This is a genomic window from Luteibacter sp. SG786 (genome assembly GCF_011759605.1).
Classification (GTDB): Bacteria; Pseudomonadota; Gammaproteobacteria; order Xanthomonadales; family Rhodanobacteraceae; genus Luteibacter.
The window spans coordinates 83,265-107,518 of the sequence record NZ_JAAOYX010000003.1; the positions used below are offsets into that span (position 1 = coordinate 83,265).

Consider the following 24,254-nt stretch of genomic DNA (forward strand, 5'->3'; position numbering starts at 1 on the left):
CATGTTGCAATGCGATGTCAGCGAGCGACCGGCAGGCGGATCCGTCGTCGAAAGGCGCTACGTCGTCGCGCCGCATCTGATGTTGGAGGCGCACGACGACGCGCACGCGGTCGTCGTGAATACCGCCACGGGCGCTCGGGCCAAGGTGTCGATAGCCGCTTTCCGCATGCTCTCCCGGTTCGACGTGCCACGCACCGTCTCCGACGTCTTCGGCCGTTCGGACGAGGGGCGCGCGGCCGCACGTGTGCGGGCACTGGTGGAGCATGGGCTGCTGTGGGATGTCGAGGTGGAACGTCCGGCCGAGAAGCCGAGGCGGCGGCCGGCTCCCTTCCGCTTCTGCAATGCACCGTCGTACTCGGCATCCGGCGCGCGTGCGGATGTCGTGGTGCTTGGCGTGCCGTACGACCTGGGCGGCCCGGAAAACGGCCGCGAAGGACTGCTGGCCATCCGGCAGAAATCGCTGGACTACACGTACATGGTGGACTTCGACGCACGACAGCCGGCCGGCTGGTTCGACGCCGGCTCGGGCGTACGGATCCTCGAAGGCGTGCGCATCGCCGATGCCGACGATATCCCATGGGTCCACGGCGAACCGCAGCGTGCGGTGTTCGAGCGTGTCGTCGAAACACTGGACGAGTTGCTGCCGGTCGATGGCGTGCCCCTCGTCCTTGCGGGCGACGCGTCGGTGAGCCATGCAGTCGCCACATGCTGTGCCGGGCGGCATCCGCTGTCCGTCGTCCACTTTGCCGCGGGAGGCGCGGCTGCGGAGCGCGAGGGCGAGTCGGTCACCGTGTACGACGTGGCTCGTGCCATGACCCATGTTGCCGGCGTACGCTCCGTGGTCACCGCAGGGCTGCGGGAGGCTTCGGGGTATGCACCCCCGCCCGGGGTCACCGAAGTCACCGCGACCCGACTTCGCGCCGGCGATCCCGGCGATCTCGTCGCGCACCTGCCGATCGCGGAACGCGTGCTCCTCTCCATCGACATGGGTGTGGTCGACGTTTCGACCCCGCCTTCGGGCAAGGGCATGTCGTTGCGCGAGGTGCGCGACGCCATCCACACCATCGGCGGCCGGCATCGCATCGTCGGTGTCGTGATTGCGGGGCTCGATCCGTCGGCACCGCTGGGGCCCGTCGTGGCGATCGTCGCCTGCCACCTCGCATTGCAGGCACTGCATGTGGCGACCCTGCGGAGGGTGGCCTGATGGACGGAGGGGCGCATCCGACGTTGTTCGGCTGGGGTTCGGCTTCGACGGCCGGCCGAGGCAGCGGCTTCTGTGTGATCGGCGTACCTGCCGACCACGGCAATGGCGTGTCGCGAGGCGCGGCTCGCGGCCCTGCGTCGGTGCGCAGGGCGGCCCGCCTGCTTCCGGTGCCGCGGGGAGCAGGCGTCGATGCCGGCGACGTGCCGGGGTGCCGTGCTGCGGATCCTGAGACAGTGCTGTCAAGGCTTGCCGAGGCGACGTGCGAGGCCGTGGACGGCGGCTTCCGGCCACTGATCATCGGCGGAGACCACTCGATCACCTTCGCGCCGGTGTCGGTCCTCCAGCAGCGGCGCGATATCGGTGTCGTCTGGTTCGATGCGCATACCGATTTCAGCCCGTGGGTGGAAGGGCAGGGCCACAGTCACAAACAGGTGTTGCGCCGTATCGAAACACTGCCAGGCGTCAAACGGGTGCTGCAGATCGGGTATCGCGGCCTTACGGCGGGCGACGAGCGGCACCTGGGCGACAAGGCCACCGTGGTGACCTCCGAAGCGGCACGGTACCTGACGACCGCCGAACTGCTCGAACTCATGCCCCACGACCTGGACTGGTACGTGTCGATCGATATCGATGCGATCGACCCCTTCCACGCGCCCGGCACCAGTGCGCCGGTGCCGGATGGCATGGAGCCGTCGACGGTGCGCGAATTTCTCGCGGCAATCGTTGGCGCACGCAGGGTGGTCGGGGCCGATGTCGTGGAAGTGAATCCCCGGCTGGACGTCGACGACATCACCAGCGCCATCGCAGCAAGGCTCCTGTGGACGATTGCGGATGGACTTTGAGAACCGAGACTGGAGTGGGCCCATGGAAGCCAGGAAGATCCCGAGTTTTACCCTCGACGAGTTCACGGCGCTGATCGAAAAGACCCCGGACGTCCTCGCACAGCATCCATGCCATGTCACCGGGTTCGTGGAGACATGGCCCGCTTACCGGCGCTGGCGGAATCTCGACACGCTCTCGCAATTGTTCGGCCATCTGCCGGTAACGGCAGGCGCGCCGCAGTTCGTCACCAACACGCATTCGCGCATGTGCCAGGTGCAGACGGATTTCGCCACCTACCTCGACTATGTGCGTCATCCCGAAAAGCTCGAAGGGCTTTTCGAAGGCCGCTGGACGAAGGGCGATCCCGCCCTCCTGCGGGAACTGGACCTGCCGCTGTACTGCGGCAACCTCCAGTTGGTCAGGCATGCGAAAGAGCCGGTGCTCGCCGACATCTCGCCACTCGTGCCCGGCGGACTTCCCGTCTACAACGATCACATTCCGTACTACTACCAGTCCGGCAACCATGTGTGGCTGTATGTGAGCCGGGCAGGCGCGCTGACGCCGCTACATCAGGACAACAACGCGGTCATCGCGTACCTCGCGCAGATCGAAGGAAACAAGGAGGCGATCCTCTTTGCCCCGAAGGACAAGCGCCATTTCCACAATCCCGCGGTGGGATATCTCGACCCCTTGCATCCCGACGAGGAGAACTTTCCCACGTGGCGCGAGGCGCAACCGTGGAAAGGCTCGCTCGCCCCGGGCGAGCTCCTCGTATGGGGTCCGGACTGGGCACACCACGTGGTGACACGATCGGACTCGATCACCGTCAGCTTCGACATCGTCAACGGCCTGAACATCGACGCCTATGCCGCGTCGATGGACTGGTGCTCGGAGTTGGGTCTTTTCGCGAGGAAGCATGCGGACCTGGTGCGCAGCCGCGTGCAGGATGACGACGTGCTAAGCCGCCTGGACGATGGCGACGTGTGCGACCTTGGACGGGAGCTGATGGCCTGCGTACTGCGCGCCGCCCTGGCGGCCGAGCTTTCCCCGACGTCGCGGCAGGTGAAGGAGCGCCTGCTGCATGCCGTCGGCGGCCGGTCGACCGTGGTCGCCTGAACGTCATGATGGATACCGACGCAAGTTTCTCGCCCGACGTCCCCCTGGTGTTGTCACCCTGGATGTCCGTGGAGCAGCTGGACGATTCGGCCGCCACGATCTTTCTCTCGTCCGATGGCACGCGCCTCCGCATTCCACGCTCGCTCCATCGCCTGCTTCTTCGTTTCGCGACGGCGACGAGTCCGCACGAGGTATGCGGAACGAGCGACCCCACCGCACCGGCGATGCGTGCCATGGCCCAGTTGGCGGCCAAGGGTTTTCTCGCCACGCCCGGCAGCGCGGCGGTTCCCCCCGCGCGTGTCGTGTGGGATCCGCCCGTTCGCATGTTCGACGCGCCGGCACAGAAGTTGCGCGCCGCGCAGGCGGACATAGTCTTCCTCGGCATGCCCTGGGACTTCGGTTCGTACACGGCCGCAGGTGCCCGCCGCGGGCCGTCCGCGCTGCGCGAGGCCTCGTTGCAGATCCTCTACGGGTTGGACCGGCTCACCGGGCGTCCGCTCGGCTGGTTCGACGCGGATCGCCGCTGCCCCGTGCTGACGGGCGTCTCGCTGGCGGATGCCGGCGACATCGTCGTGAACCACGGCGAACGGCACGCCGCGGTCTTCGCGCGAGCCAGCGAGGTTCTCGCCACAGTCACGCGCGACGGTGCGCTGCCCGTGTCGATCGGCGGCGATGCGTCCACGGCATATCCGGTCATTGAGCTGGCCCAACGCGCCGGCCCCCTTGACGTGATGCGCATCGGGCGGGCGCCACGCGAACCGCGTGCGTTCGACGCTCCCCGCCTGACGGCCGAATCGCTGCCGGGGCACGCGCTGTCGCTGCCGAACGTGGAACGCTATGTCGACGTCATACCGGCGGTCATGCAGGGGGACGGTATCGACGGGGCACAACGTTACGTTCGCGTCGCTGTCGACGGTGCCGTGGCGGCGATGCCGACGTCACAGGTTCTGCCGCAGGAACGGAGGCGCGTGCACGTGGGTATCGATATCGACTCGCTTGCGAAGGCATCCGATAGCCCTTCGTTGCCGTCGCATACCTATGCGGAGATTCACGCGTTGCTCCTGGCCATCGGTCGCAGTTACCGCATCGTTTCCGTGGATCTGTGCGGCGCCGATCCCGGCGTAGCCTGCTGGGGTGGCGTAGCCATGACGGCCTTGCACCTGTTGCTGACGGCGCTCGGCGCTGCGAAGGATCCGGTATGAGCGAGCACGGGCTGTTCGGCTGGCCGCGAGGCGATGCCACGTCGCTGGGACCCGGCGATGTGGGGGTGGTCGGTGTACCGAGCGACTTCGGCAACGCCTATGTATCGGGAACGCGTGCAGGCCCGGAAGCCATTCGCCGATCTAGCGCGGCCATGCCGTTGCGAGACGTGGCCGGCCACGACCTTGGCGACGTGGATGTATTCGACGGGGCGGATTGGGCCGAGATCGTCGAGCGCACGGGTGAGCGGGTGCGCCGGATAGCGGGCCAGGGCGCCATGCCGCTCGTGCTTGGCGGCGATCACGCCGTGTCGTATGCGGCCGTGTCGGCACTCGACCGCGCCGGCACTTTCGACATCGTCTGGTTCGACGCACACACCGACTTCTGCCCATGGCACGGTGCGGACTGGCACAACCACAAACAGGTGCTGCGCCGGATCGCCTCGCTTCCGCACGTCGGCCGCCTGCTGGTCGTGGGCCACCGCGGCATCACGTATTTCGACGAATCGCTGCAATGGCCCGCGCTCGAGGTGGTTCGACCGGCGTCGCCAGGTCATGCACCTTCCATTCCTTCCTCCTGGCTGGAAGGCGAGCGGCCGGTTTACGTATCCATCGACATCGACGTGCTCGATCCCTGCACGGCGCCCGGTACCGGCCATCCGGTTCCCGGAGGCCTGGATCTCGACACGCTGTGCAGCATGGTCCGAAGCGTGGCGCGCAGCCGCCGCATCGTCGGGGCGGACGTGATGGAGGTGAATCCGTTGCTCGATTACGAGGCCATGACCAGCCGCGCCGCCGCCGAAGTGCTCTCGGCGCTGGTGCGCGCCAGGGTTCCACATTCCTTACCCGCGATAGACGGAGCGCTCGCATGAAACAGAAGGACATTCCCACCGTATCGGCCGAAGACTTCGCAGGGCTCTTCGCGAAGAATCCCGACCTCCTGCACGAGAGCCCATGGGTCGTTTCCGGATACATCCAGGACTGGCCGGGCTACCGCCGCTGGCAGGACGTCGATTATCTCGAGCAGCGCCTCGGTCACCTCTCCGCCTTTGCGAAGGCGCCTAATTTCATAACGAACCGGAACGACGGTCTGGTCAGCGTGGAAACGGACTTCGCGCGCTACCTCGACTACATTCGCGCTCCGGACCGGGCGAAGGAGCTTTTCGAGGGTCGCTGGTTGGAAGGTTCGTACGACGAGTTCGTGCAGAGAGGACTCCCCCTGTACTGCGGAACCTTGCGCTTCGTCCATACCGCGACGGATCCCACCTTCGACGAGTTCCGACCGCTCGTGCCGGCGCCCATCGAAACCTGGAACCACGCGCTGCCGTACTACTACTCCCTGTTCAATCATTTGTGGTTGCTGGTTAGCCTTCCTGGCTCGCTGACGCCGCTGCACGTGGACAACAACGGGACCATCGCCCTGATAGCCCAGTTGCAGGGACGCAAGCGAGCCACGCTCTATTCGCCCGCGGACCATCGCCATGTGTACAACCCGGTGGTGGGATACATGGATCCCGAGCGCCCGAACCGCGAGGATTTCCCCACCTGCGACGAGGCCGTGGCCTGGACCGCGGAACTGACGGAGGGGCAGGTCCTCTTCGTGGGCACGGGGTGGGCGCACCATGTGAGGACAGTCGAGCGTTCGATCTCGGTCAGCTTCGATTTCGTCGACCGGAGCAATATCGCCGCCTATGCCCGGTCCCCTGACTGGTCTTCCGTCCTCGGGGCACGCGTCAAGAACCGGCCCGATACATTCGTGGAGAAGCTGGGCGGCGCCCTCACGCGCGGTCAGGTCGAAACCCTGTCGGCGGTGGAAATCGGAAGGCTCACCATGACGGCGATCCTCAAGGCGTCGATGGCCTCCTCGGAAGGCGAGGAGGCACGCATACGGCGGCGTTATCTCGAACATCTCGAGGACGACGGCCTGCGAGGGGCCGCGTGATGAAGGACGTGGTTCTTTTCATCGCCGGAGCGGAGCCGCTCCGGCTTCCGGCGACGCCGCATCTTTACGTGGTGAAGCCCGTGGGCGCCGCGGTCAACGTGCAAAGCGATGGGCTGATGTCGCTGCTGATCGTCGACGAGATGACGGTCGGGTGTGTTGTGGAAAGGCTGGAAGCCGACGGGCTGGCAGGCCAAGTGGCACGGGTGGTCTGCGTGGACGAGCAGTACATCCTCGTCGCGGCGAAGATCCGCGAAGCGCTGGGCGTCGTCGGGCAGTCGTTCATGAGCGCACGTGCGTTTCGCAACAAGTTCTTCATGAAGGAATTCCTGAAAACGGCGGAGCATTTCACCTTGCCCCGTTATTGGTCGCCCATCCAGCGCAAGGACATGGCCGCCGTCTTCGGCGACGCGAGTGGCGGACGCGTTGTCAAAAAGCCGATCCTCGGCTCCGGCGGCATGGAGGTGACCATCGCCGAGAACCTCGAGGCCATGGGGGAGGTGGCACAGGACGAGATGCTGGAGTCGTTCGTCGACCTGCCCATGCTGCATGTCGACGGGCTGATCGTTGGGGGCGAGGTGCGTTTCTTCGTCGTTTCCAAGTACATCAACTTCTGCCTGTCCTTCACCGACTTCAAATACGTCGGCAGCGAGTTCTCCCATGACGCGCGGCTCAACGCCAGGGCCGAGCGCGCCATGCGCGAGGTGTTCCAGCTGTTGCCCTCGTTTCAGGACGGCGCGTTCCACTTGGAGATGTTCTATTCCGATACGGAGATGGTCTTCTGCGAAATCGCCAGCAGGCCCGGCGGTATCGGCATTGTGCGGGCGCTCGAAGAGGCCTACGGAATCAATCTGTATCGCGCGGCCTTCCTCGCCCAGTGCGGCAGGCCCGTCGAACTGCCTTCCATGCGCCGCGCGGAAACGTCGTGGCTGCTCGTGCCGCACGGGGTGTCCCTCGACATCGACGCCGGCCGGCTGGGCGAACTGCCCTGGCTGGTCGAATTCTTCGTGGCGGAGGAGGGCAGGGAGCGCAGCCTTCATTGCGCCGACGGCAAGTTCAAGGCGGTGCTGAAAGGCGACAGCCTTTCCGAAGTGGTGGAACGCCGTTGCGAGCTGTTGGCTTCCATCGGCTACGCGTAACCGTAAAGCATCCAGGAGAATCGCCATGAGCCAGACCATCAACGATCGTCCGCTGCTGCTCCACAGCCAGGGGCGCAGCGCGGCGGACATACCGGACGACGAGATATGGGACAACCTCGCCTCACACGGGGCCATCCTGTTCCGTGGCTTCGGGCTCGACGCGGATGGGTTCTACGACGTCGCCTCCCGCTTCAGCCGTGGGTTTCTCGTATCGCCGTTCGGCGACCGCAAGCCCGCCAGCGACCGCAACGAACTGCAGACCGTCACGGTAGGACAGGCGGGCCTGAGCCTCCATTTCGAATACGGCAACAGCCCGCTGAGGCCCGACCTGTTGTGGTTCTATTGTCGGAAAGCGGCTTCCGAGGGCACGGGCGGCGAAACGTTGCTGGCCGATGGGGCGGCCATTTTCGAGCGGCTGCGTCCGGAAACACAGGATATGCTCAAGGCCCGACGGGTGAGGTATCGCAATTTCGTTCCGCCCGATGCATTCGAAGCGATCCTCAGCAAGAACGAGACGGTCGGTTCGCTGGTGGGGCCGGACGTGGTCGGGGCACTCAGTCGGACGCAGGACTTCCGCGTGACGGAAGCATCCGGAAACAGGGTGGTGTTCGAGTTCGTCGCACCGTCCGTGCAGCCGATAGGCGACACCGGCAGGATGCGGGTATGCCAGAACATGTTCACCGATGCCTACAAGAAGCCGACGGACGACGAGGCCGACGGTTCCTTCAGTACCCTGGTGACCTGGGAAGACGGCAGCGAGATCCCTCCGGCCGTGCTCGACGACCTGAAACAGGTGGCGCGGTCGCTCACCCGTGGCATCCGCTGGCAGACCGGCGACTTCGTCCTGATCGACAACAACCGCATGCTGCACGGGCGGAATCGAACGTCCGATCCGGCCCGTGACATTGTCATGCTGAGTTCCTTCAGCTCGCGGTTTCGTCTCGATCCCGTGGCCGAGGGGATTCCGGCATGATGGGTCGCGCCGTGCCGTGTTGCCGGTAGAGCAGCATGCCGGTCAGCATCGCGGCCATGAAGACGATGGCAAACGGCTGACCCGTTGCCAGGAGGGCGACGGCTGGGCCCGGGCATACGCCAGCCAGGCCCCAGCCGATGCCGAATATCGCAGCGCCGACGATGAGGCTCCAGTCGATCCGCTGTCTTTGCGGAAGGTGCAGCACTCCGGCAAACAAGGTTGCATTGCGCGCTCGCACCCAGCGATACGCGGCTGCCGAGGGGACGAGCGCGCCAGCCATCACCAGGGCCAACGAGGGATCCCAGGCGCCCGTGACGTCAAGGAAGGCGAGCACGCGAGCGGGGTTGGCCATGTCCGAAACGACCAGGCCAAGCCCGAACAGTGAGCCGCACAGGAACGCTACCAGCCGGATCATCGCCCAACTCCGGCGATCGTTCGTATCAGCGCAACGGAGGCCATGCCAGCAAGCATGAACACGACCGTGGCAACCATGGAGCGAGGCGAAAGCCTTCCCAGGCCACAGACGCCATGTCCGCTGGTACAGCCGGAACCGAGGCGTGTTCCATAGCCGACCAGCAACCCGGCGAGAACCAACAGCAGCGTGTCTCCACCCGCGAGCGAGGGAAGCGGAACGGGCTTGATCGCGAGCGCCACGCCTGAAGTGAGGAACAAGCCGGCCAGGAACAAGGCGGACAGCCCTTGTGCGCCACCTTTCTGAAGACCCAGGGCACCGGCAATCATTCCGGAGATGCCTGCGATGCGGCCGGCCAGCACCAGATAGGCGCCTGCTGCCGTACCGATCATCGCGCCTCCAAGGAGTGGCCAGTACCACGCCAGCGTGGGAAGAGTCATAGCATATCCACCGGCAGCTTCAGGTAGCGCACCCCGTTGTCTTCCGGTTCGGGCAGGTGGCCCGCACGCATGTTCACCTGCACCGATGGCAGCAACAGCCTGGGCACGGGGAGTGTCGCGTCCCGCTTCTCACGCATTTCGACGAACATGTCCTCGGTCACGCCTTCGTGTACGTGCACGTTGGCGGTTCGCTCGGCGCTTATGGTGGTTTCCCACGCGAACTGGTCGCGGCCGGCGGCCTTGTAGTCGTGGCAGAGGAATACCCGCGTCTCGTCCGGCAGCGCAAGCAGCCGCTGGATGGAATGGTAGAGCTGACGTGCCGAGCCCCCGGGGAAGTCGCAACGCGCGGTGCCGTAGTCCGGCATGAACAGCGTATCGCCGGGGAATACCGCATCCCCGATCACGTAGGCCACGCATGCCGGCGTATGACCGGGCACGTACAACGCGGTGGCCTGCAGGCCACCGATGGTGAAGGAGGCACCATCGGCGAAGAGACGATCGAACTGGCTGCCGTCGTGCTTGAACGTTGTGCCGGCATTGAAGACCTTGCCGAAGGTGTCCTGCACGATGGTGATGTGCTCGCCGATGGCGAGTTTTCCACCGACTTGCGCCTGTAACCACGGTGCGGCCGACAGATGATCGGCATGCGCGTGTGTTTCCAGCAACCACTGGACTTCCAGGCCTTCGTCCCGAACGTACCGGACCAACACCGAGGACGAATCCGTAGCGGTACGGCCCGAGGCCATGTCGAAATCGAGCACGCTGTCGATGATGGCGCACGCCGAAGACTGTGGATCGCGCACCACGTGGCTGGCGGTAAAGGTGGTGGGATCGAAGAAGGTCGTCACGTGAGGCGACGGCGTGCGATGCGAGCGCGCATCTTGGACGATGCTGCGGGCCCGCTCCAATGGCAAATCCACGAAGGCGGGTGTGTTCACGGCCGGTTTCCGAGCAACAAGTAGGCCCCAAGCTTGCATAGTTCCAAGGGAGGGCGCCACATCGCGCAAGCGGGCGTCGACCTTCCTCCAGAGAGTTAATACTTATTTCATGTACTGAGTAGTTGACAAATAGAGGGGGCGAGCGGAGAATTCTGTACCAGGCGGTTCTCTTAATGGGCTGCCCGCCCCGTCCCGGTGCTGGATACCCCTCCCTCCCCCCGCTCCAGCACCGGGGCCCGGCCTTCTTCCAGCGGCGCTTCACCCGTTCCCGCGCATCGGCCCGCCTTCCATGGCGCTGGCCGATTTCCTTTGTCTGCCGCCCGCGATCGCGTGCTCGCGAGGGCCGCCGTGCATTCCGTCAGGCGGCCGACGCCGGATGGAACTGCTGCTCCTCCGTGGAACCGCTCAATGCCGAGAGCGAGCTCAAGGAGCCGGCGATGACCTGGTTCACCGTGTCGAAGTAGCCCGTGCCAACCTCGCGTTGGTGCTTCGCTGCGGTGTAGCCGTCCTTCTCGGCCGCGAATTCCGCTTCCTGGAGTTCCACGTATGCGGCCATCTGCCGGTCGCGATAGCCGCGGGCAAGCTGGAACATGGAGTAGTTGAGCGCATGGAAGCCGGCGAGGGTGATGAACTGGAAGGCGTACCCCATCGCGCCCAACCGCTTCTGGAATTCCGCGATGGTGGTTTCGTCGAGGTTCTTCTTCCAGTTGAAGCTCGGGGAACAGTTGTATGCGAGCTTCTTCCCGGGGAATTTCGCATGGATGGCTTCGGCGAAACGGCGCGCCTGCTCCATGTCGGGCGTGGCGGTTTCGCACCAGATCAGGTCGGCATACGGTGCGTAGGCGAGGCCACGCGCGATGGCCTGCTCGATGCCCTGGCGCGACTCGTGGAAGCCTTCGACGGTGCGCTTGCCGGTAAGGAAGGGCTTGTCGGCATCGTCCACATCCGAGGTCACCAGCCCCGCACCCATGGCGTCGGTGCGGGCGACGATCAACGTCGGCACGCCGGCTACGTCCGCGGCGAGGCGGGCGGCCACGAGCTTCTGCACCGCTTCCTGCGTCGGCACCAGCACCTTGCCACCCATGTGGCCGCATTTCTTCGCGCTGGCGAGCTGGTCTTCGAAATGAACGCCGGCAGCTCCGGCCTCGATCATGTGCGACATCAGCTCGTAGGCGTTGAGCACGCCGCCGAAACCGGCTTCCGCATCGGCGACGATGGGCACCAGCCAGTCGATGCCGTCCTTGCCTTCCGCGTGATGGATCTGGTCTGCGCGCAGCAGGGTCTTGTTGATCTTGCGCACGACATTCGGCACGGAGTCGACCGGATACAGCGACTGGTCGGGATACATCGTGCCGGCCGTGTTCGCGTCGGCCGCGACCTGCCAGCCGGACAGGTAGATGGCCTCGAGGCCGGCCTTCACCTGCTGCATCGCCTGATTGCCTGTCAGTGCACCCAGTGCGTTGACGTAAGGCTTGTCCTGGAGCGATCGCCACAGGCGCTCGGCACCGCGGCGAGCGAGCGTGTGCTCCACCGGCACGGTGCCGCGCAGGCGCACCACGTCCTCGGCGGTGTAAGGCCGCTGTATGCCATTCCAGCGTTCGTTGTTCTTCCAGTCCAGCGCGATCTGTTCGGCGGTGTGCATCTTCATGGTCGTGGCTCCGATGGGTCAGGACAGGTGTTCGTAGGCGGGAAGGGTGAGGAAGTCGCGAAGTTCGTCGGCGTGGGTCAGCGCGGCGATGAGGGCGGCGGCTTCGTCGGCACGGCGCGCACCCGGATGCCCGCTCTCGCGCAAGCGGTGGCAATGGGCGGCGAGGGCCTGGTCGAACAGGGCGAAATTCACGTCCGCGTGGTCGCTGAATTCCAGCGGGCCGTGGTGTAGCCACTGCCAAAGCTGCGCGCGCGCGATCTCGGCCGTGGCTGCGTCCTCCATCAGGTGGTGGATCGGCACGCAGCCGAGGCCGTCGAGCCACGCGGCCGTGTAGCGGAGGCACACCTCGACATTGTTGTCGAAGCCCTGCCGCGTGATCGTGCCGATCGCCGGCGCGATCAGAGCGTCGCGCGAAACCTCGACGTCGTCGCGCGACACATGGAGCTGGTTCGGCGTCGGCATGTGCTGGTCGAAGACCGCCTGTGCCACGGGCACCAGCGCGGGATGCGCCACCCAGGTGCCGTCGTGGCCCGCGGTGACTTCGCGTAGCTTGTCGGCGCGCACCTTTGCCATGGCCGCGGCATTCGCTTCCTCGTCGCCCTTGATGGGGATCTGCGCCGCCATGCCGCCCATGGCGAACGCACCTCGGCAGTGGCACGTGCGGATCAGGAGTTCCGAATAGGCCTTCAGGAAGGGTACGTTCATCGTCACCTGGCCGCGCTCCGGGAGCAGGCGGTCGGAGTGGGCACGGAACGTCTTGAGATACGAGAAGATGTAATCCCAGCGGCCGCAGTTGAGGCCTACGGCGCGGTCGCGCAGCGCATGCAGGATCTCGTGCATCTGGAATACGGCGGGCAGTGTTTCGATGAGCACGGTGGCCTTCATCGTGCCGTTCGGCAGACCAAGCGCCGACTCGGCATGCGACATGACGTCGTTCCAGAGCGACGCTTCCTCCATGGACTGGAGTTTCGGCAGGTAGAAATACGGCCCGCGATCCCGTGCGTGCAACGCCGCGGCGTTGTGGAAAGCGAACAAGCCGAAGTCGACCAGCGCGCCCGACGCCACCTCGCCGTCGACGGTCACGTGGCGCTCCGGCAGGTGCCACCCACGCGGTCGAACGACCAGCACGGCGGGGTTGGCGCCAACGCGGTACACCTTTCCTTCGCCGCTCGTGAATTCGATGCTGCCGTCCACGGCATCGCGCAGATTGCGCTGGCCGTCGATCTGGTTGGCCCAGGTCGGGGCGCTGGAATCCTCGAAGTCGGCCATGAACACCTTCGCACCCGAGTTCAGCGCGTTGATGATCATCTTGCGTTCGACGGGGCCCGTGATCTCCACGCGGCGGTCCTGCAGTGCGGCGGGGATCGGGGCGACGATCCAGTCGCCTTCGCGGATGGCGACGGTGTCGGCGCGGAAGTCAGGCAGCTCGCCGGCGTCGTAGCGCTGCTGGCGCGTCACTCGTTCCGCGAGCAGGTCGCGACGGCGCGAGTCGAAGCGCCGGTGCAGACCGGCCACGAAGGAAAGCGCGCCGGGCGTCAGGATGTCCCGGTAGGCCTCGCTGTCCGCGTGGAGGCGGACGCCGGACGTCGGGTCGAGCGCACTCTGGGGAACGGCCATGAAACGTGCTCCGGTACGGGTGTGGCGTCCACGCTAGGCCGGGAGCTATGCTTTTGACAAAGCATGTGTTTCAAAGAAATGTATTAACAAAATTAATAGTTGAAGTAAATTATTGATTCCACGGAGTTGCCGTGCCCGCGCGAAAGCTGAATCGAGCGTCTAAAGAGGCCACAGCGCCCCGCCGCAGTGCCTCTGCAGAGGACAGCGGGCGGTTCTACTACAAGGGCAATCGCCTCAAACAGCTTCGCGCCTTCGTCTATGTGACCCGACTGGGCACGTTGAGCCGGGCGGCGGAAGCGCTATTCCTGTCTCAGCCCTCGGTGAGCCTGCAGTTGAAGGCGCTGGAGCGGGAACTGGGGGCGCCACTGCTCGAGCGGACGCGGCGCCGCGTCACACTTACCGACGCGGGCGAAGCGCTCTACGAGATCGCGCGGCCGTTGGTGGAGGGCTTCGAAAACCTCGACCGCGAGTTCCACGAGAAGACGCGAGGACGGCAGGGCGGCAAGCTCACGGTGGCCGCGGGTTCCTCGACGATCCAATACCTGCTGCCGGACCTGGTGAAGGCCTATCGCGAGCGCTACCCGTCGGTGCACCTTCAGCTGGCGAATGTCACCGGGAAAGACGGGCTGGCGCTACTGCGCGCGGACGAAGCCGACATCGCCATCGGCTCGATGCTCGACGTTCCGCAGGACATTGCCTGGGCGCCGGTCTACCACTACGACCCGATGCTGATCATGCCGCCCGATCACCCGCTGGCGGCCAAGGACGACATCCACCTCGAAGACCTTTCCCCCTATGGTCTGATCCTGCCGCCTCAGCGCCTCACCACGTTTCGCCTTGTCGACATGGTGTTCCAGCAGAGGCACGTGCCGTATACCGTGGCCATCGAGGTCGGCGGGTGGGATGTCATCAAGCAGTACGTGGCGATGGGCCTCGGCATCTCCATCGTCACCGGCATCTGCATCACGGAAGCGGACAAGCAGCGGCTCGTCGTGCGCAACCTGCGCCGCTACTTTCCGCAACGCAGCTACGGCGTCGTCATGCGCAAGGGCAAGTTCCTCAGCCCCGAGGCCCGCGCCTTCATCGACCTCATCCGTCCGGGATTGCTGACGCATCGCGATTACGACGAGCCGGGGCACTCGGAGCGGTGATCAGGCCTGGGCGTCCAACAGGCGTCCGCTCAAGTAGTCCACCAGTCCACTGAGGCCTTCGACAGCGTCGATCGTGGCTTCGTAAATGCGAATGGCACAACGGTATTGAGCGAAGCCGGGGTCCTTGATGGTCGTGCGTGCGCGATCGAGCCAGGTCGACAAGTCCAGTGTTCCAGCGTGGTCATACGCGTAGATGGCGAGCTCGACGAACGCATCCTCGGATATGTAGCCCTCCCAAAAGAGGTTGGCGGCCAGGTCGTGAAGTTGCCTGGATTCAATCGCGTGGATGTCGGTGTTCCTTAGCCGCCCACGTATCTGGTCGGGCAGGTCTTTCTCGACCTCGGACGGCCGGCCACGCTCGATAGGGTTGTCGCGGTAACCGAATGCGTTCGGTCGTTCCTTCTGAAGGCGCCAGCCGGGCGTTGACGCACTAGGCGATCTCGCAATCGTACCGGTCTCGATATGCATACTCGTCTCCGTTACACATAGGGACGTCAGCATGTCTTGCCGGAAGGCCGCGTTCAGTCGGAGACGGGGCCATAGAGCGGGCGGTGAAATCTCGCATTGCGTCGGCAGATGGGTGTCAATTGCAGGCTTCTCCCGCGGTCTGCCGAAGAACGTTTGCAGGGCGGTGAGACGAAGGAAGTCTTCACTTGGAATACCACCTGCCATAGCTCGTTCACGGCATCGGCTACGGGCGCTTCAATACGTGTTCGAAGACTGGTCGATGGCACCTGGCAGAATCTGACTAGCGGAATTTCGTCGCATATCGCCGATCTTGGGCCGGGCTCGTATCGAATTCTCGCAGTGAACATGTACCAAACGACGAGCACGTACTCGATCCGTCACAGGCGAGGGCTAGGCTGACCGTTCCTTTGCAGGCCGCGGCAACATCAGGTCGCCTCGTCAGACACCACGATGCTTGCCGCGGTACCCGCTGAACATGGCGCGGATGCGCGCCATGTCGGCGTCGGGGTCGTCGCCTGCGTTCACTAGCGGGCCTACCGTGAAGGTCTTCGTCGGGTAGTCGATGAAGATCGGCTGGATGGGGATGCCTGAGGCGCGCGCGATGCGCAGGAAGCCGGACTTCCACTGCTGCACGGGTTTGCGCGTGCCCTCGGGTGTGATGCCCAGCCACATCTTTTCGTGGCTCGCGAAGCGGGCCACCATCTGGTCGACCACGTTGGTGGCCGCCGAGCGATCAATGGGGATCATGCCGAGGCGGCGGACGATCGGCCCGAAGGGGCCGTTGAGCACCTCGCGCTTGATCATCACGCCGAGATCGAGCCCCAGGGCGGATTTCATGAGCAGCCCCCACACGCCGTCCCAGTATGACGAGTGCGGCGCGCCGATCAGGATGAGTTTCGGCAGGTCGGGGAGGTTGCCGACGACACGCCAGCCGCTGAGGCCGATGGCCCAGCGGCAGAAGCTTTTCCACCACGAGTCCGGCAGTGATGGCGCCTGCGGGGGGAGTGGCGGCGGAGCGGCACTCACTCCCGGCTCCAGTCGCGCGAGCGCGTCTTCTTCGTCTGCGAGCGCTGGGCCTTGCCTGCCAGGCGGCGCTCCTTCGACGCGCGCGTGGGTTTCGTCGCCACCCGCTTCCTGGCCACCACGGTGCCTTCGCGCAGCACGTCGGCGAGGCGTTCGCGGGCGTCTTCCCGGTTGCGTGCCTGGTCACGGAAACGACGGGCCTGGATGACGAGCACGCCAGCGTCGGTCATGCGGCGGTCGCGGCGTGCGAGCAGCCGGGCGCGAACGTCGTCGGGCAGCGAAGGCGATCCGGCGACGTCGAAGCGGAGTTCCACCGCGCTTTCCGTGCGGTTCACGTGCTGGCCGCCGGGCCCGTCGGCACGCGTGAAGCGTTCGACCAGTTCGGCGTCGGGGATGGCGATGGAGCGGGTCACGATGAGCATGTCGGGGCCGATTCTAGCAGCGTCGTTCCTTCGGACTGCCCAACGAAGAAGGGCGCGGCTCGCGCCGCGCCCTTCCCGGTCGACCTGGAAAGGCCTTACTTTTTCTTGATCTCGAAGGCCTCGTTGCCCACGGCCTGGCCGTTAAGCGAGACGGTGACCTTGTACTTGCCTTCCGGCCATTCGTTCGGATTCTGGATCTTGAACGTGGTGACCGCCGGGCCGTCGGTGCTGATCGACTGGCTGATGTCGCTCACGGTGGTGGTGGTCTCGCCGTCCTGGTAGGTCCACTTGGCGTTCAGCGTGGCGCCGGCCGTGGTGCCTTCGGTGGCTACGGAGGCGTAGATCGTCTTCTCGGTCGGGGAGAAGGTGGTCTTTTCCTTCGACACCTTCTTGTCGCTACCGACGGCGCTGCCCAGCGTGACGGAACCGACCTTCAGCGTGTCGGCGACGGCAGGAGCGGCCGGGGCGGCGGCCGGCTGCGCGGCAGGAGCGGGTGCGGCCGGCGTGGCGGCGGCAGCGGCGGTGCCGGTCGCGGCCGGAGCCGTGGCCGTGGGGGCCGCGGCGGGAGCCGTCGGCGCCGTGGAGGCGGCGGCGGGCGCGGTGTTCTGCTGCTCTTCCTTCTTGCCGCAGGCGGTAAGGACCAGCAGACCGGCCACGGTGGCCGTGCAGAGAGCGGACGAGCGGAAGGAAAGCTTCATGTTCTGGATTCCGGGATGGCTTGTCGGGTTCTAACGAGGCGTTGGAGGGGCAACCCCCTCGGCCGCCGCAGGGTACAGGCTACACAACTAAAGGCAAGACCAATGAAGAGCGCATGAACACCTCGTTCATCATTGCCGCGCTCCGCGCGGGTTTCCGGGGACGGACGCCGGATCGGTGCTACGGAACGGATTGATGTCCAGGCCGCCACGGCGCGTATAGCGTGCGTACACCGACAGCGCCTCGGGCGCGCAGCGCGCGCTCACGTCCATGAAAATGCGTTCGACACACTGTTCGTGAAATTCGCTGTGCTCGCGGAACGAGACGAGGTAGCGCAAGAGCCCTTCGCGGTCCATCGGACGGCCCGTGTAGGCGATCTGCACGCTGCCCCAGTCCGGCTGGCCCGTGACCGGGCAATTGGAACGCAGCAGGTGGGATACCAGCACCTCGCGCACATGGCCTTCGTGCGTACCGAGGAAGTCGGGCCTGGGCGGGCCGTAGCTGTCGACGTCGAGTTCCAGCGCGTCGAGGAGGATGCCCTCCGGTTCGCCGAGCACGGTGCCGTCCAGTTCCCCCGGGGAGCGAAGCGTCACGGCGACCGGACCGCCGGCGGCGGCGGAGAGGTCGCGAACCAGCGTGTCGCGCACGAGCTCAGCATGGGCGATTCGTTCTTGTGCAAAGCCGTTCAGGTAGAGCTTGAAGGACTTCGACTCGACGATGTTCGGCGTGCCCGCCGGAAACCGGAATTCCGCCACGGCCACCACGGGCTTGCCGCGTGCGTCGAGCCACGAAAGCTCGTAGCCGTTCCAGATGTCGACGCCGTGGAACGGGAGGGCGGCGCCGGAGACACCGATCTCGTCCCGCTTGCCTTGGCGCGGAATGGGAAAGAGCAGCCCGGCGTCGTAGCGGTCGGCGTAGACGGTGGACTTGCCCAGCGGCGAATGTTCAGGGGACGACATGGCGGTTTGCTGCTGCGAACAAACCGCCATTATAAGGCCTTACGCCGACAAGGACTTACGCGTTGAGCGAGCCCATCATGTTCGCGGCGTACCGATCGCCGGCGGCGGCGTCCGGCGGGAACACGGCATCGATATCGGCCAGCTCGGCAGCACTGAGCTTCACGTCCACCGCGCCAGCGTTTTCCTCCAGATACTTCACCCGCTTCGTACCTGGGATCGGCACGATGTCGTCGCCCTTGGCGATGACCCAGGCGAGGGCCAGCTGTCCGGGCGTGCAGCCCTTGTCCGACGCGAACTTCTTCACCTTGTCGACGATGGCGAGGTTCTTCGCGAAATTCTCGCCGGTGAAGCGTGGGTTCACGCGACGGTAATCGTCTTCGGCGAAGTCGTCGGGTTTCGTGATCGCGCCGGTGAGGAAGCCACGGCCCAGGGGGCTATACGCCACGAGCGCCACGCCGTTCTCCCGGCAGGCCGCGAGCGTGCCCGTGGTTTCCGGATCGCGGGTCCACAACGAGTATTCGCTTTGCAATGCGGTAATCGGATGGACGCGTGCCGCCTTGCGAATCGATTCCGCGGATGCCTCGGAAAGGCCCAGGTGGCGCACCTTGCCTTCCTCGACAAGGCGGGCCATCGCGCCCACCGTCTCCTCGATCGGAACCGTGCGATCCACGCGGTGCTGGTAGTAGAGGTCGATGTAATCGGTCTTCAGGCGGCGGAGACTGCCCTCGACGGACTCGCGCACGTATTCCGGACGACCGCTGATGCCGCGCTTCATCGGGTCGTTGGGATCGCGAACGATGCCGAACTTCGTCGCGAGGAACACCTTGTCTCGCCGGCCCTGCAAGGTGCGCCCCAGCAGTTCCTCGTTCGTGTGCGGTCCATAGGCGTCGGAGGTGTCCCAGAAGGTGATGCCGAGCTCCAGCGCGCGTTCGAGCGTGGCGACCGATTCCTTTTCGTCGCCTGCGCCGTAGAACTCGCTCATGCCCATGCAGCCGAGGCCGAGGATGGAAACCTCGGGGCCATGCTTGCCGAGTTTGCGGGTGATCATGCGTGTTTCCTTCGGTTCGAGGGGGTGGCCGCCGGCGCCACCGCGACGGGCGGTTCGGCGGGGGAGGGGAGGGGTTCGTCCGGGTAGATCGAGCGATAGAGCGCGATCTTCTCGTCGAGCCGCGCGATCGTCTCGGTCAGGTCCACCAGTTGCGCGCGCAGCTTCGTGGCGTGCCTGGCCAGCAGGTCGCCGCGTTCGCGAATGCTTTCGGGCGTTTCGCCCAGGCGCCGCAGGCGCACGTACTCCTGAATGTCGCGCATGGACATTCCCGTGCAGCGCAGCTTCAGCACGAAGTGGATGAACCGCATCTCGGCTTCGCCATAGACCCGCTGTCCGCCACGCCGCGGTACCGGGTCGATGAGGCCGATCTGTTCGTAATAACGCAGTGTGTGCGTCGTGAGGCCGGTGGCGAGGGCGGCCTCGGCAATGGTCTTGGACTCGGGCATACCGAAAGCCTACGCCTTCGAGTGCGCTCTAAGTCAACAGCGGGCACGCAGCGGCGGCTTGGACCGTTGCCTCGCCGCCATGGCCGCTGCTACAGGGGCGGCTCAAGCCTGGGGGGCGGAATCCACCGGGGTCGGCTTCAGGTCGCTGTCGAGGGCGATCATCGTGAAGGTGCCGCGTGTGCAGAGCTCGCGGGCACCGGTCAGGAGTTCCTCGGTGAACATGGCGACGTCGACCTTCATCGACGTGCGCCCCACCGATACCACCGTGGCGACCAGCTCCACCATCTGGCCCTTCCGTACCGGGACGTGGAAATCCACCTGTTCGGAACGTGCCGTGACCACCACCTTGCGCGAGTAGCGCGAGGCGGCGAGGAAGGCCGCCTTGTCCATCCATGCCAGCGCCTGGCCGCCGAACAGCGTGCCGAGGTGGTTGGTGTGGTCGGGAAAGACGATCTCGAGGACACGAGCCTCGGTCGGGCGGGCGATGGGGAGCATGGGGGCGTTGTCGGTCATGATGGCGCCCATTCTACCGCTCCGGGCGCCACGGGGCTCAGAACGCCTGATCGAACGCTACCTCTCCCTGCACGCCCACCTGGTACGAGGACACGCGGCGCTCGAAGAAGTTGGTGAGTTCCTGCACGTCCTGCAGGTCCATGAAGTCGAACGGGTTCTTCGCGCCGTACTTCTTCGGCATGTCCAGCTGCACCAGGCGCTGGTCGGCGCAGTACTCCAGGTACTGGCGCATGTCGGCGACGGAGAGGCCGGCCACGCCGCCGGACAGCACGTCCTGGGCGAACTGCGTCTCGCAGGCGATGGCGTCTTCCAGCATGGCCTCTACCTGCATGCGCATGTCGGCGTCGAACAGGTCGGGTTCCTGCTCGCGCACGGTGCGCACCACCTCGAACGCGAACGCCATGTGGCCCGACTCGTCGCGGAACACCCAGTTGGTGCCCGAGGCAAGGCCATGCAGCAGCCCACGGGAACGGAGGTAATAGACATAGGCGAACGCGGCGAAGAAGAACAGTCCCTCGATGCAGGCGGCGAAGCAGATCAGGTTGAGCAGGAACTGCCGGCGGTGCTCGCGCGTTTCCAGGCGGTTGAGGTTCTGGATCGAGTCGATCCACTTGAAGCAGAACTCGCCCTTCTGGCGGATCGAAGGAATGCTCTCGATGGCGGCGAACGCCTTGTTCCGCTCGGCAGGCTCGGGGATATAGGTGTCCAGCAGGGTGAGATAGAACTGCACGTGCAGCGCTTCCTCGTACAGCTGGCGCGACAGGAACATGCGCGCCTCCGGCGAGTTCACGTGCTGGTACAGGTTCAGCACCAGGTTGTTCGACACGATGGTGTCGCCGGTGGCGAAGAACGCCACGAGCCGATGGATCAGGTGGCGGTCCGCGTCCGACATCTTCGCTTTCAGGTCGGTCACGTCCAGCGAGAAATCCACTTCTTCCACCGTCCACGTATTGCGGATGGCGGCGCGGTACATCTCGTAGAACTGCGGGTACTTCATCGGCCGCAGGGTGAGCTCGAAGCCGGGGTCGAGAATGTGGGTGTCGCGGGTGACGGGAGAAACGGACATCGCATTACCTCTTAAGATCGGTTCGGTAGGAGCGCGCCCTGCGCGCGCTCCTACAGGTCGGTTACTGGCAGGCTTCGCAGTACTCGGGGTTCTCGAGCGAGCAGAACACGGCCGCCTCGGCCTGTTCCTGTGCGTCGACGACCGGTGCCACCGGCGTCGGCGCTGCGGCCGACGAACTCACCGTGGTCTTCGCGATGCGCGTGGCCGGGCGCGAGCGCAGGTAGTACGTAGTCTTGATGCCCGCCTTCCAGGCATACATGTACATCGAGGAAAGCTGCCCGATGTTCGGGTTCTCCATGAACAGGTTGAGCGACTGGCTCTGGTCGATGTAGGCGCCGCGGGCCGCGGCGAGATCGATCAGCGCCTTCTGCGGCAGTTCCCAGGTGGTGCGGTACACACTGCGCAGTTCGGCGGGGATGACCGAAATGCCCTGCACCGAACCTTCGGCCAGCTTGATCTGGTCGCGGATCTCCGACGTCCACAGGCCCAGCGTCTTCAGTTCTTCCACGAGGTAGCGGTTCACCACCAGGAAGTCGCCCGACAGCGTCTCGCGCTTGAACAGGTTGGACACCTGCGGCTCGATGCACTCGTAGCAGCCGGCGATGGAGGCGATGGTGGCCGTGGGCGCGATGGCGATCAGCAACGAATTGCGCAGGCCCTTGGCCTTGATCTTCTCGCGCAGTTGGGCCCAGCGGTCGTCCTTGCCGGTGGGTGTCGCAGCGGGCCAGTAGTCGAACTGGAGTTCGCCGTTTGCCGCGCGGCTTTCGTCGAAACCGGGGTGCGGGCCGTCACGCTCCGCGATCTCGTTGGACATCGACAGCGCGTGGAAGTAGATCTCTTCCGCGATCCGCGTGGACAGGGCGCGCGCCTCGTCCGAGTCGAAAGGCAGGCGCAGCTTGAAGAACACGTCCTGCAGGCCCATGACGCCAAGGCCCACCGGGCGCCACTTCATGTTCGCCGTCTTCGCCGTCGCGATGGGATAGAAGTTCAGGTCGATCACGCGGTTGAGCTGGCGCACCGCGGTGCGCACGGTCGTGGCAAGCTTTTCGTAGTCGAACTGTCCATCCACCACGTGCCGGGCGAGATTGATCGAACCGAGATTGCACACCGCCGTCTCGTTCTCGTTGGTCACCTCGAGGATCTCGGTGCACAGGTTCGACAGGTGGATCACGTTCTTCGGCAGCGCCGTCTGGTTGCTGGTGGCGTTCGAACGGTCCTTGAAGGTCATCCAGCCGTTGCCGGTCTGGGCCAGCGAACGCAGCATGCGCGCGTAGAGTTCGCGGGCCTTGATCGTCTTCGCGGCCAGACCGTCGGCCTCTGCCTTCTCGTAGGCGGCATCGAACGCGGGGCCCCAGGTGTCCACGAAGTGCGGCACGATCTTGGGATCGAACAGCGACCAGTCGCCGTCCGCTTCCACGCGGCGCATGAACAGGTCGGGCACCCAGTTCGCGAGGTTCAGATTATGCGTGCGGCGCGCATCGTCGCCGGTGTTCTCGCGCAGTTCGAGGAATTCCTCGATGTCCGCGTGCCAGGATTCGAGGTACACGCAGGCCGCGCCTTTGCGCTTTCCGCCCTGGTTCACGGCAGCCACGGAAGCGTCGAGCGTCTTCAGCCACGGCACCAGGCCGTTGGAGTGCCCGTTGGTGCCCTTGATCAGGGAGCCGCGCGAGCGGATGCGCGAGTACGCGAGGCCGATGCCACCGGCGAACTTCGACAGTTGCGCCACGTCGCCGTACTTCGCGTAGATCGATTCCAGGGCGTCCTGCGGGGAATCCAGGAGGAAGCACGACGACAGCTGCTCGTGCGACGTGCCGGCGTTGAACAGCGTCGGCGAGCTGGCCAGGTACTCCAGCGAAGAGAGCATGCGGTACAGCTCCAGCGTCTCGGCCACATCGTTCCCACCGAGCGCGCAGGCGATGCGCATGAAGAAGTACTGCGGTGTCTCGATCACGAAACGCTTCGTCGGATGGCGAAGGAGGTAGCGGTCGTACACCGTGCGCAGCCCGAAGTACTCGAAACGGCGCGATGCGGTCAGGTCGATCGCATCGTTGAGCTTGCGCGCGTTCACCTGCACGAAGTCGCGCAGGCGGTCGTTGAGGATACCCAGTTCGAACCCGGTGGCGATCGACTGCGAGAAGGAATGGATGTCCTGCCCCGACACTTCCTTGTCGATGAAGGCTGCGAGCAGCCGGGCGGCGAGCTGGCCGTATTCCGGCTCCTCGGCGGTCAGCGCCGCGGCAGTGCGGATGGAGAGCTGGTCCAGTTCCTGCGTGCTGGCGCCGTCGTAGAGCCCGCCGATCGTCTTGAGCGCCACGCGCATCGGATCGACCGCGTAGAGGCCATCGGCGCTGCGCGTCACCGCGCGCACGATCTTGTTCACGTCGACGATCTCGTGCCCGCCGTTGCGCTTGGTCACGCGCATCTGGCCCGGATTGTGTGGCGGGGTCAGGGCGAAGGCTGGCGGCGGGTCGTTGTGGTAGCCGGCGGCGGGAGGTGTCCCGTTCGTCGCGACGGCGGTAGGGGTGATGACGGCATCGGCCGTCGCGGTGCGCTCGTGCGCTGCGGAATCCATCGTGGTCATGAGTGGCGTGCCCCGGGGCCAGGTTCAAACTCCCGTTCCCTCGGACGGGGCTCGAAGCGACGGCAACACGGGACGGGCCGGGACGGAGCGCGCTGGGCGGCTCCGGTCCGCGACGTGCCTCCCCGCGGAAGCCGTCACTGCAATCGCTGCCGACAAGGCACCGATTGCTGGCAGGTCTTCGGACTCGTGGACGGGGCCCGGAGGCCTTGCCTACCCGTCGCTTCCCAGCCGCGGAGGGCCAGTGCATTGAACGGGGTCGTTTCCACTTACCGCTGCGGGGCAGTTCCGGATTTTCACCGGATTCCCTATTAAGTCCGACGGGCAGTCGCGCCTCTCCGGACACCAGCGCGACACACGATATAGGTCTCGAGAGGCGCGGTCAACGCCATATGTAGTGATCCGTGCAAGTGACTGATCGACCGTGCCGCTACCGG

Annotated in this window: 24 protein-coding genes and 1 riboswitch; of the genes, 9 read left to right on the forward strand and 15 right to left on the reverse strand. The window is 65.4% G+C overall.

Translation table 11 applies throughout. The annotated features are described in order from the left end of the window. Window position 1: 1 nt before the first annotated feature. The 8 genes from FHS47_RS16300 to FHS47_RS16335 are packed head-to-tail and all read left to right on the forward strand — an operon-like array spanning window position 2 to window position 8,392. Complete coding sequence (locus FHS47_RS16300; RefSeq protein WP_167030496.1) at window positions 2-1,204, forward strand: arginase family protein; 1,203 nt, start codon at window positions 2-4, stop codon at window positions 1,202-1,204. Then, on the forward strand, window positions 1,204-2,046 hold the full coding sequence (locus tag FHS47_RS16305; RefSeq protein WP_167030499.1) for an arginase family protein: 843 nt from the start codon (window positions 1,204-1,206) through the stop codon (window positions 2,044-2,046). The genes FHS47_RS16300 and FHS47_RS16305 overlap by 1 nt, the downstream gene beginning before the upstream one ends. 22 nt (window positions 2,047-2,068) lie before the next feature. Continuing rightward, on the forward strand, window positions 2,069-3,142 hold the full coding sequence (locus FHS47_RS16310; protein ID WP_167030501.1) for a cupin-like domain-containing protein: 1,074 nt from the start codon (window positions 2,069-2,071) through the stop codon (window positions 3,140-3,142). 5 nt (window positions 3,143-3,147) lie between these two features. Further along, entirely contained in the window at window positions 3,148-4,344 is a 1,197-nt protein-coding gene (locus tag FHS47_RS16315) for an arginase family protein (protein ID WP_167030503.1), read from the forward strand. Further along, window positions 4,341-5,213 carry an arginase family protein gene (locus tag FHS47_RS16320; protein ID WP_167030506.1) on the forward strand — a complete coding sequence of 291 codons (873 nt, stop codon included), beginning with the start codon at window positions 4,341-4,343 and terminating at the stop codon, window positions 5,211-5,213. Before FHS47_RS16315 ends, FHS47_RS16320 begins: the two co-directional genes overlap by 4 nt. Further along, window positions 5,210-6,283, forward strand: a complete 1,074-nt coding sequence (locus FHS47_RS16325) for a cupin-like domain-containing protein (protein ID WP_167030508.1) — start codon at window positions 5,210-5,212, stop codon at window positions 6,281-6,283. The genes FHS47_RS16320 and FHS47_RS16325 overlap by 4 nt, the downstream gene beginning before the upstream one ends. After that, the gene (locus FHS47_RS16330; protein ID WP_167030511.1) at window positions 6,283-7,419 is read left to right on the forward strand and encodes an ATP-grasp domain-containing protein; all 1,137 of its coding nucleotides are present in this window, start codon (window positions 6,283-6,285) and stop codon (window positions 7,417-7,419) included. The genes FHS47_RS16325 and FHS47_RS16330 overlap by 1 nt, the downstream gene beginning before the upstream one ends. A 25-nt stretch (window positions 7,420-7,444) precedes the next feature. Continuing rightward, window positions 7,445-8,392: a TauD/TfdA family dioxygenase gene (locus tag FHS47_RS16335; protein ID WP_167030514.1), complete on the forward strand. Its 948-nt coding sequence runs from the start codon at window positions 7,445-7,447 to the stop codon at window positions 8,390-8,392. On the opposite strand, the gene FHS47_RS16340 is transcribed toward FHS47_RS16335, so the two are convergent. The 5 genes from FHS47_RS16340 to aceB all read right to left on the reverse strand — a co-directional run bounded on the left by FHS47_RS16340 (window position 8,343) and on the right by aceB (window position 13,447). Further along, on the reverse strand, window positions 8,343-8,807 hold the full coding sequence (locus FHS47_RS16340) for a YeeE/YedE family protein (protein ID WP_167030517.1): 465 nt from the start codon (window positions 8,805-8,807) through the stop codon (window positions 8,343-8,345). The genes FHS47_RS16335 and FHS47_RS16340 overlap by 50 nt on opposite strands. After that, window positions 8,804-9,244 (reverse strand): YeeE/YedE family protein, encoded by a 441-nt coding sequence (locus FHS47_RS16345; RefSeq protein ID WP_167030520.1) that lies wholly within the window; start codon window positions 9,242-9,244, stop codon window positions 8,804-8,806. Before FHS47_RS16345 ends, FHS47_RS16340 begins: the two co-directional genes overlap by 4 nt. Further along, the gene (locus FHS47_RS16350; RefSeq protein ID WP_247741516.1) at window positions 9,241-10,152 is read right to left on the reverse strand and encodes an MBL fold metallo-hydrolase; all 912 of its coding nucleotides are present in this window, start codon (window positions 10,150-10,152) and stop codon (window positions 9,241-9,243) included. The genes FHS47_RS16345 and FHS47_RS16350 overlap by 4 nt, the downstream gene beginning before the upstream one ends. Before the next feature lie 388 nt (window positions 10,153-10,540). Beyond that, a complete protein-coding gene (aceA, locus tag FHS47_RS16355) occupies window positions 10,541-11,830 on the reverse strand; it encodes an isocitrate lyase (protein WP_167030526.1) in 1,290 nt (429 codons plus the stop codon). 18 nt (window positions 11,831-11,848) lie between these two features. Then, on the reverse strand, window positions 11,849-13,447 hold the full coding sequence (gene aceB / locus FHS47_RS16360; RefSeq protein WP_167030530.1) for a malate synthase A: 1,599 nt from the start codon (window positions 13,445-13,447) through the stop codon (window positions 11,849-11,851). Window positions 13,448-13,593: 146 nt separating this feature from the next. Here aceB and FHS47_RS16365 point away from each other — a divergent pair, with 146 nt between their 5' ends. Continuing rightward, window positions 13,594-14,598 (forward strand): LysR family transcriptional regulator, encoded by a 1,005-nt coding sequence (locus FHS47_RS16365; protein ID WP_247741517.1) that lies wholly within the window; start codon window positions 13,594-13,596, stop codon window positions 14,596-14,598. On the opposite strand, the gene FHS47_RS16370 is transcribed toward FHS47_RS16365, so the two are convergent. From FHS47_RS16370 to FHS47_RS16415, 10 genes are all read right to left on the reverse strand, one after another. After that, window positions 14,599-15,066 carry a hypothetical protein gene (locus FHS47_RS16370; protein ID WP_167030536.1) on the reverse strand — a complete coding sequence of 156 codons (468 nt, stop codon included), beginning with the start codon at window positions 15,064-15,066 and terminating at the stop codon, window positions 14,599-14,601. Window positions 15,067-15,504: 438 nt separating this feature from the next. Next, the gene (locus FHS47_RS16375) at window positions 15,505-16,092 is read right to left on the reverse strand and encodes a 1-acyl-sn-glycerol-3-phosphate acyltransferase (RefSeq protein ID WP_167030539.1); all 588 of its coding nucleotides are present in this window, start codon (window positions 16,090-16,092) and stop codon (window positions 15,505-15,507) included. Continuing rightward, window positions 16,089-16,511 carry an alternative ribosome rescue aminoacyl-tRNA hydrolase ArfB gene (gene arfB, locus FHS47_RS16380; protein ID WP_167030542.1) on the reverse strand — a complete coding sequence of 141 codons (423 nt, stop codon included), beginning with the start codon at window positions 16,509-16,511 and terminating at the stop codon, window positions 16,089-16,091. The genes FHS47_RS16375 and arfB overlap by 4 nt, the downstream gene beginning before the upstream one ends. 95 nt (window positions 16,512-16,606) lie before the next feature. After that, a complete protein-coding gene (locus FHS47_RS16385; protein ID WP_167030545.1) occupies window positions 16,607-17,209 on the reverse strand; it encodes a hypothetical protein in 603 nt (200 codons plus the stop codon). 129 nt (window positions 17,210-17,338) lie between these two features. After that, on the reverse strand, window positions 17,339-18,166 hold the full coding sequence (queF, locus tag FHS47_RS16390) for an NADPH-dependent 7-cyano-7-deazaguanine reductase QueF (protein ID WP_167030548.1): 828 nt from the start codon (window positions 18,164-18,166) through the stop codon (window positions 17,339-17,341). A 55-nt stretch (window positions 18,167-18,221) separates the two neighbouring features. After that, a complete protein-coding gene (locus FHS47_RS16395) occupies window positions 18,222-19,214 on the reverse strand; it encodes an aldo/keto reductase (protein WP_167030551.1) in 993 nt (330 codons plus the stop codon). Then, the gene (locus FHS47_RS16400; protein ID WP_167030554.1) at window positions 19,211-19,660 is read right to left on the reverse strand and encodes a MerR family transcriptional regulator; all 450 of its coding nucleotides are present in this window, start codon (window positions 19,658-19,660) and stop codon (window positions 19,211-19,213) included. The genes FHS47_RS16395 and FHS47_RS16400 overlap by 4 nt, the downstream gene beginning before the upstream one ends. A gap of 102 nt (window positions 19,661-19,762) precedes the next feature. Continuing rightward, window positions 19,763-20,155 carry an acyl-CoA thioesterase gene (locus FHS47_RS16405; protein ID WP_167032275.1) on the reverse strand — a complete coding sequence of 131 codons (393 nt, stop codon included), beginning with the start codon at window positions 20,153-20,155 and terminating at the stop codon, window positions 19,763-19,765. Between the two features lie 55 nt (window positions 20,156-20,210). Further along, window positions 20,211-21,239, reverse strand: a complete 1,029-nt coding sequence (locus FHS47_RS16410; RefSeq protein WP_167030557.1) for a ribonucleotide-diphosphate reductase subunit beta — start codon at window positions 21,237-21,239, stop codon at window positions 20,211-20,213. A gap of 61 nt (window positions 21,240-21,300) precedes the next feature. Continuing rightward, a complete protein-coding gene (locus FHS47_RS16415) occupies window positions 21,301-23,820 on the reverse strand; it encodes a ribonucleoside-diphosphate reductase subunit alpha (RefSeq protein ID WP_167030560.1) in 2,520 nt (839 codons plus the stop codon). 151 nt (window positions 23,821-23,971) lie between these two features. Next, window positions 23,972-24,182, reverse strand: a riboswitch (cobalamin riboswitch). Window positions 24,183-24,254 lie beyond the last annotated feature (72 nt).

Bases quoted from the DNA above. Each gene is read 5' to 3' on its own strand.
- FHS47_RS16300 (WP_167030496.1), top strand. From the start codon at position 2: ATGTTGCAATGCGATGTCAGCGAGCGACCGGCAGGCGGATCCGTCGTC.
- FHS47_RS16305 (WP_167030499.1), top strand. From the start codon at position 1,204: ATGGACGGAGGGGCGCATCCGACGTTGTTCGGCTGGGGTTCGGCTTCG.
- FHS47_RS16310 (WP_167030501.1), top strand. From the start codon at position 2,069: ATGGAAGCCAGGAAGATCCCGAGTTTTACCCTCGACGAGTTCACGGCG.
- FHS47_RS16315 (WP_167030503.1), top strand. From the start codon at position 3,148: ATGATGGATACCGACGCAAGTTTCTCGCCCGACGTCCCCCTGGTGTTG.
- FHS47_RS16320 (WP_167030506.1), top strand. From the start codon at position 4,341: ATGAGCGAGCACGGGCTGTTCGGCTGGCCGCGAGGCGATGCCACGTCG.
- FHS47_RS16325 (WP_167030508.1), top strand. From the start codon at position 5,210: ATGAAACAGAAGGACATTCCCACCGTATCGGCCGAAGACTTCGCAGGG.
- FHS47_RS16330 (WP_167030511.1), top strand. From the start codon at position 6,283: ATGAAGGACGTGGTTCTTTTCATCGCCGGAGCGGAGCCGCTCCGGCTT.
- FHS47_RS16335 (WP_167030514.1), top strand. From the start codon at position 7,445: ATGAGCCAGACCATCAACGATCGTCCGCTGCTGCTCCACAGCCAGGGG.
- FHS47_RS16340 (WP_167030517.1), bottom strand. From the start codon at position 8,807: ATGATCCGGCTGGTAGCGTTCCTGTGCGGCTCACTGTTCGGGCTTGGC.
- FHS47_RS16345 (WP_167030520.1), bottom strand. From the start codon at position 9,244: ATGACTCTTCCCACGCTGGCGTGGTACTGGCCACTCCTTGGAGGCGCG.
- aceA (WP_167030526.1), bottom strand. From the start codon at position 11,830: ATGAAGATGCACACCGCCGAACAGATCGCGCTGGACTGGAAGAACAAC.
- aceB (WP_167030530.1), bottom strand. From the start codon at position 13,447: ATGGCCGTTCCCCAGAGTGCGCTCGACCCGACGTCCGGCGTCCGCCTC.
- FHS47_RS16370 (WP_167030536.1), bottom strand. From the start codon at position 15,066: ATGCATATCGAGACCGGTACGATTGCGAGATCGCCTAGTGCGTCAACG.
- arfB (WP_167030542.1), bottom strand. From the start codon at position 16,511: ATGCTCATCGTGACCCGCTCCATCGCCATCCCCGACGCCGAACTGGTC.
- FHS47_RS16385 (WP_167030545.1), bottom strand. From the start codon at position 17,209: ATGAAGCTTTCCTTCCGCTCGTCCGCTCTCTGCACGGCCACCGTGGCC.
- queF (WP_167030548.1), bottom strand. From the start codon at position 18,166: ATGTCGTCCCCTGAACATTCGCCGCTGGGCAAGTCCACCGTCTACGCC.
- FHS47_RS16395 (WP_167030551.1), bottom strand. From the start codon at position 19,214: ATGATCACCCGCAAACTCGGCAAGCATGGCCCCGAGGTTTCCATCCTC.
- FHS47_RS16400 (WP_167030554.1), bottom strand. From the start codon at position 19,660: ATGCCCGAGTCCAAGACCATTGCCGAGGCCGCCCTCGCCACCGGCCTC.
- FHS47_RS16405 (WP_167032275.1), bottom strand. From the start codon at position 20,155: ATGCTCCCCATCGCCCGCCCGACCGAGGCTCGTGTCCTCGAGATCGTC.
- FHS47_RS16410 (WP_167030557.1), bottom strand. From the start codon at position 21,239: ATGTCCGTTTCTCCCGTCACCCGCGACACCCACATTCTCGACCCCGGC.
- FHS47_RS16415 (WP_167030560.1), bottom strand. From the start codon at position 23,820: ATGACCACGATGGATTCCGCAGCGCACGAGCGCACCGCGACGGCCGAT.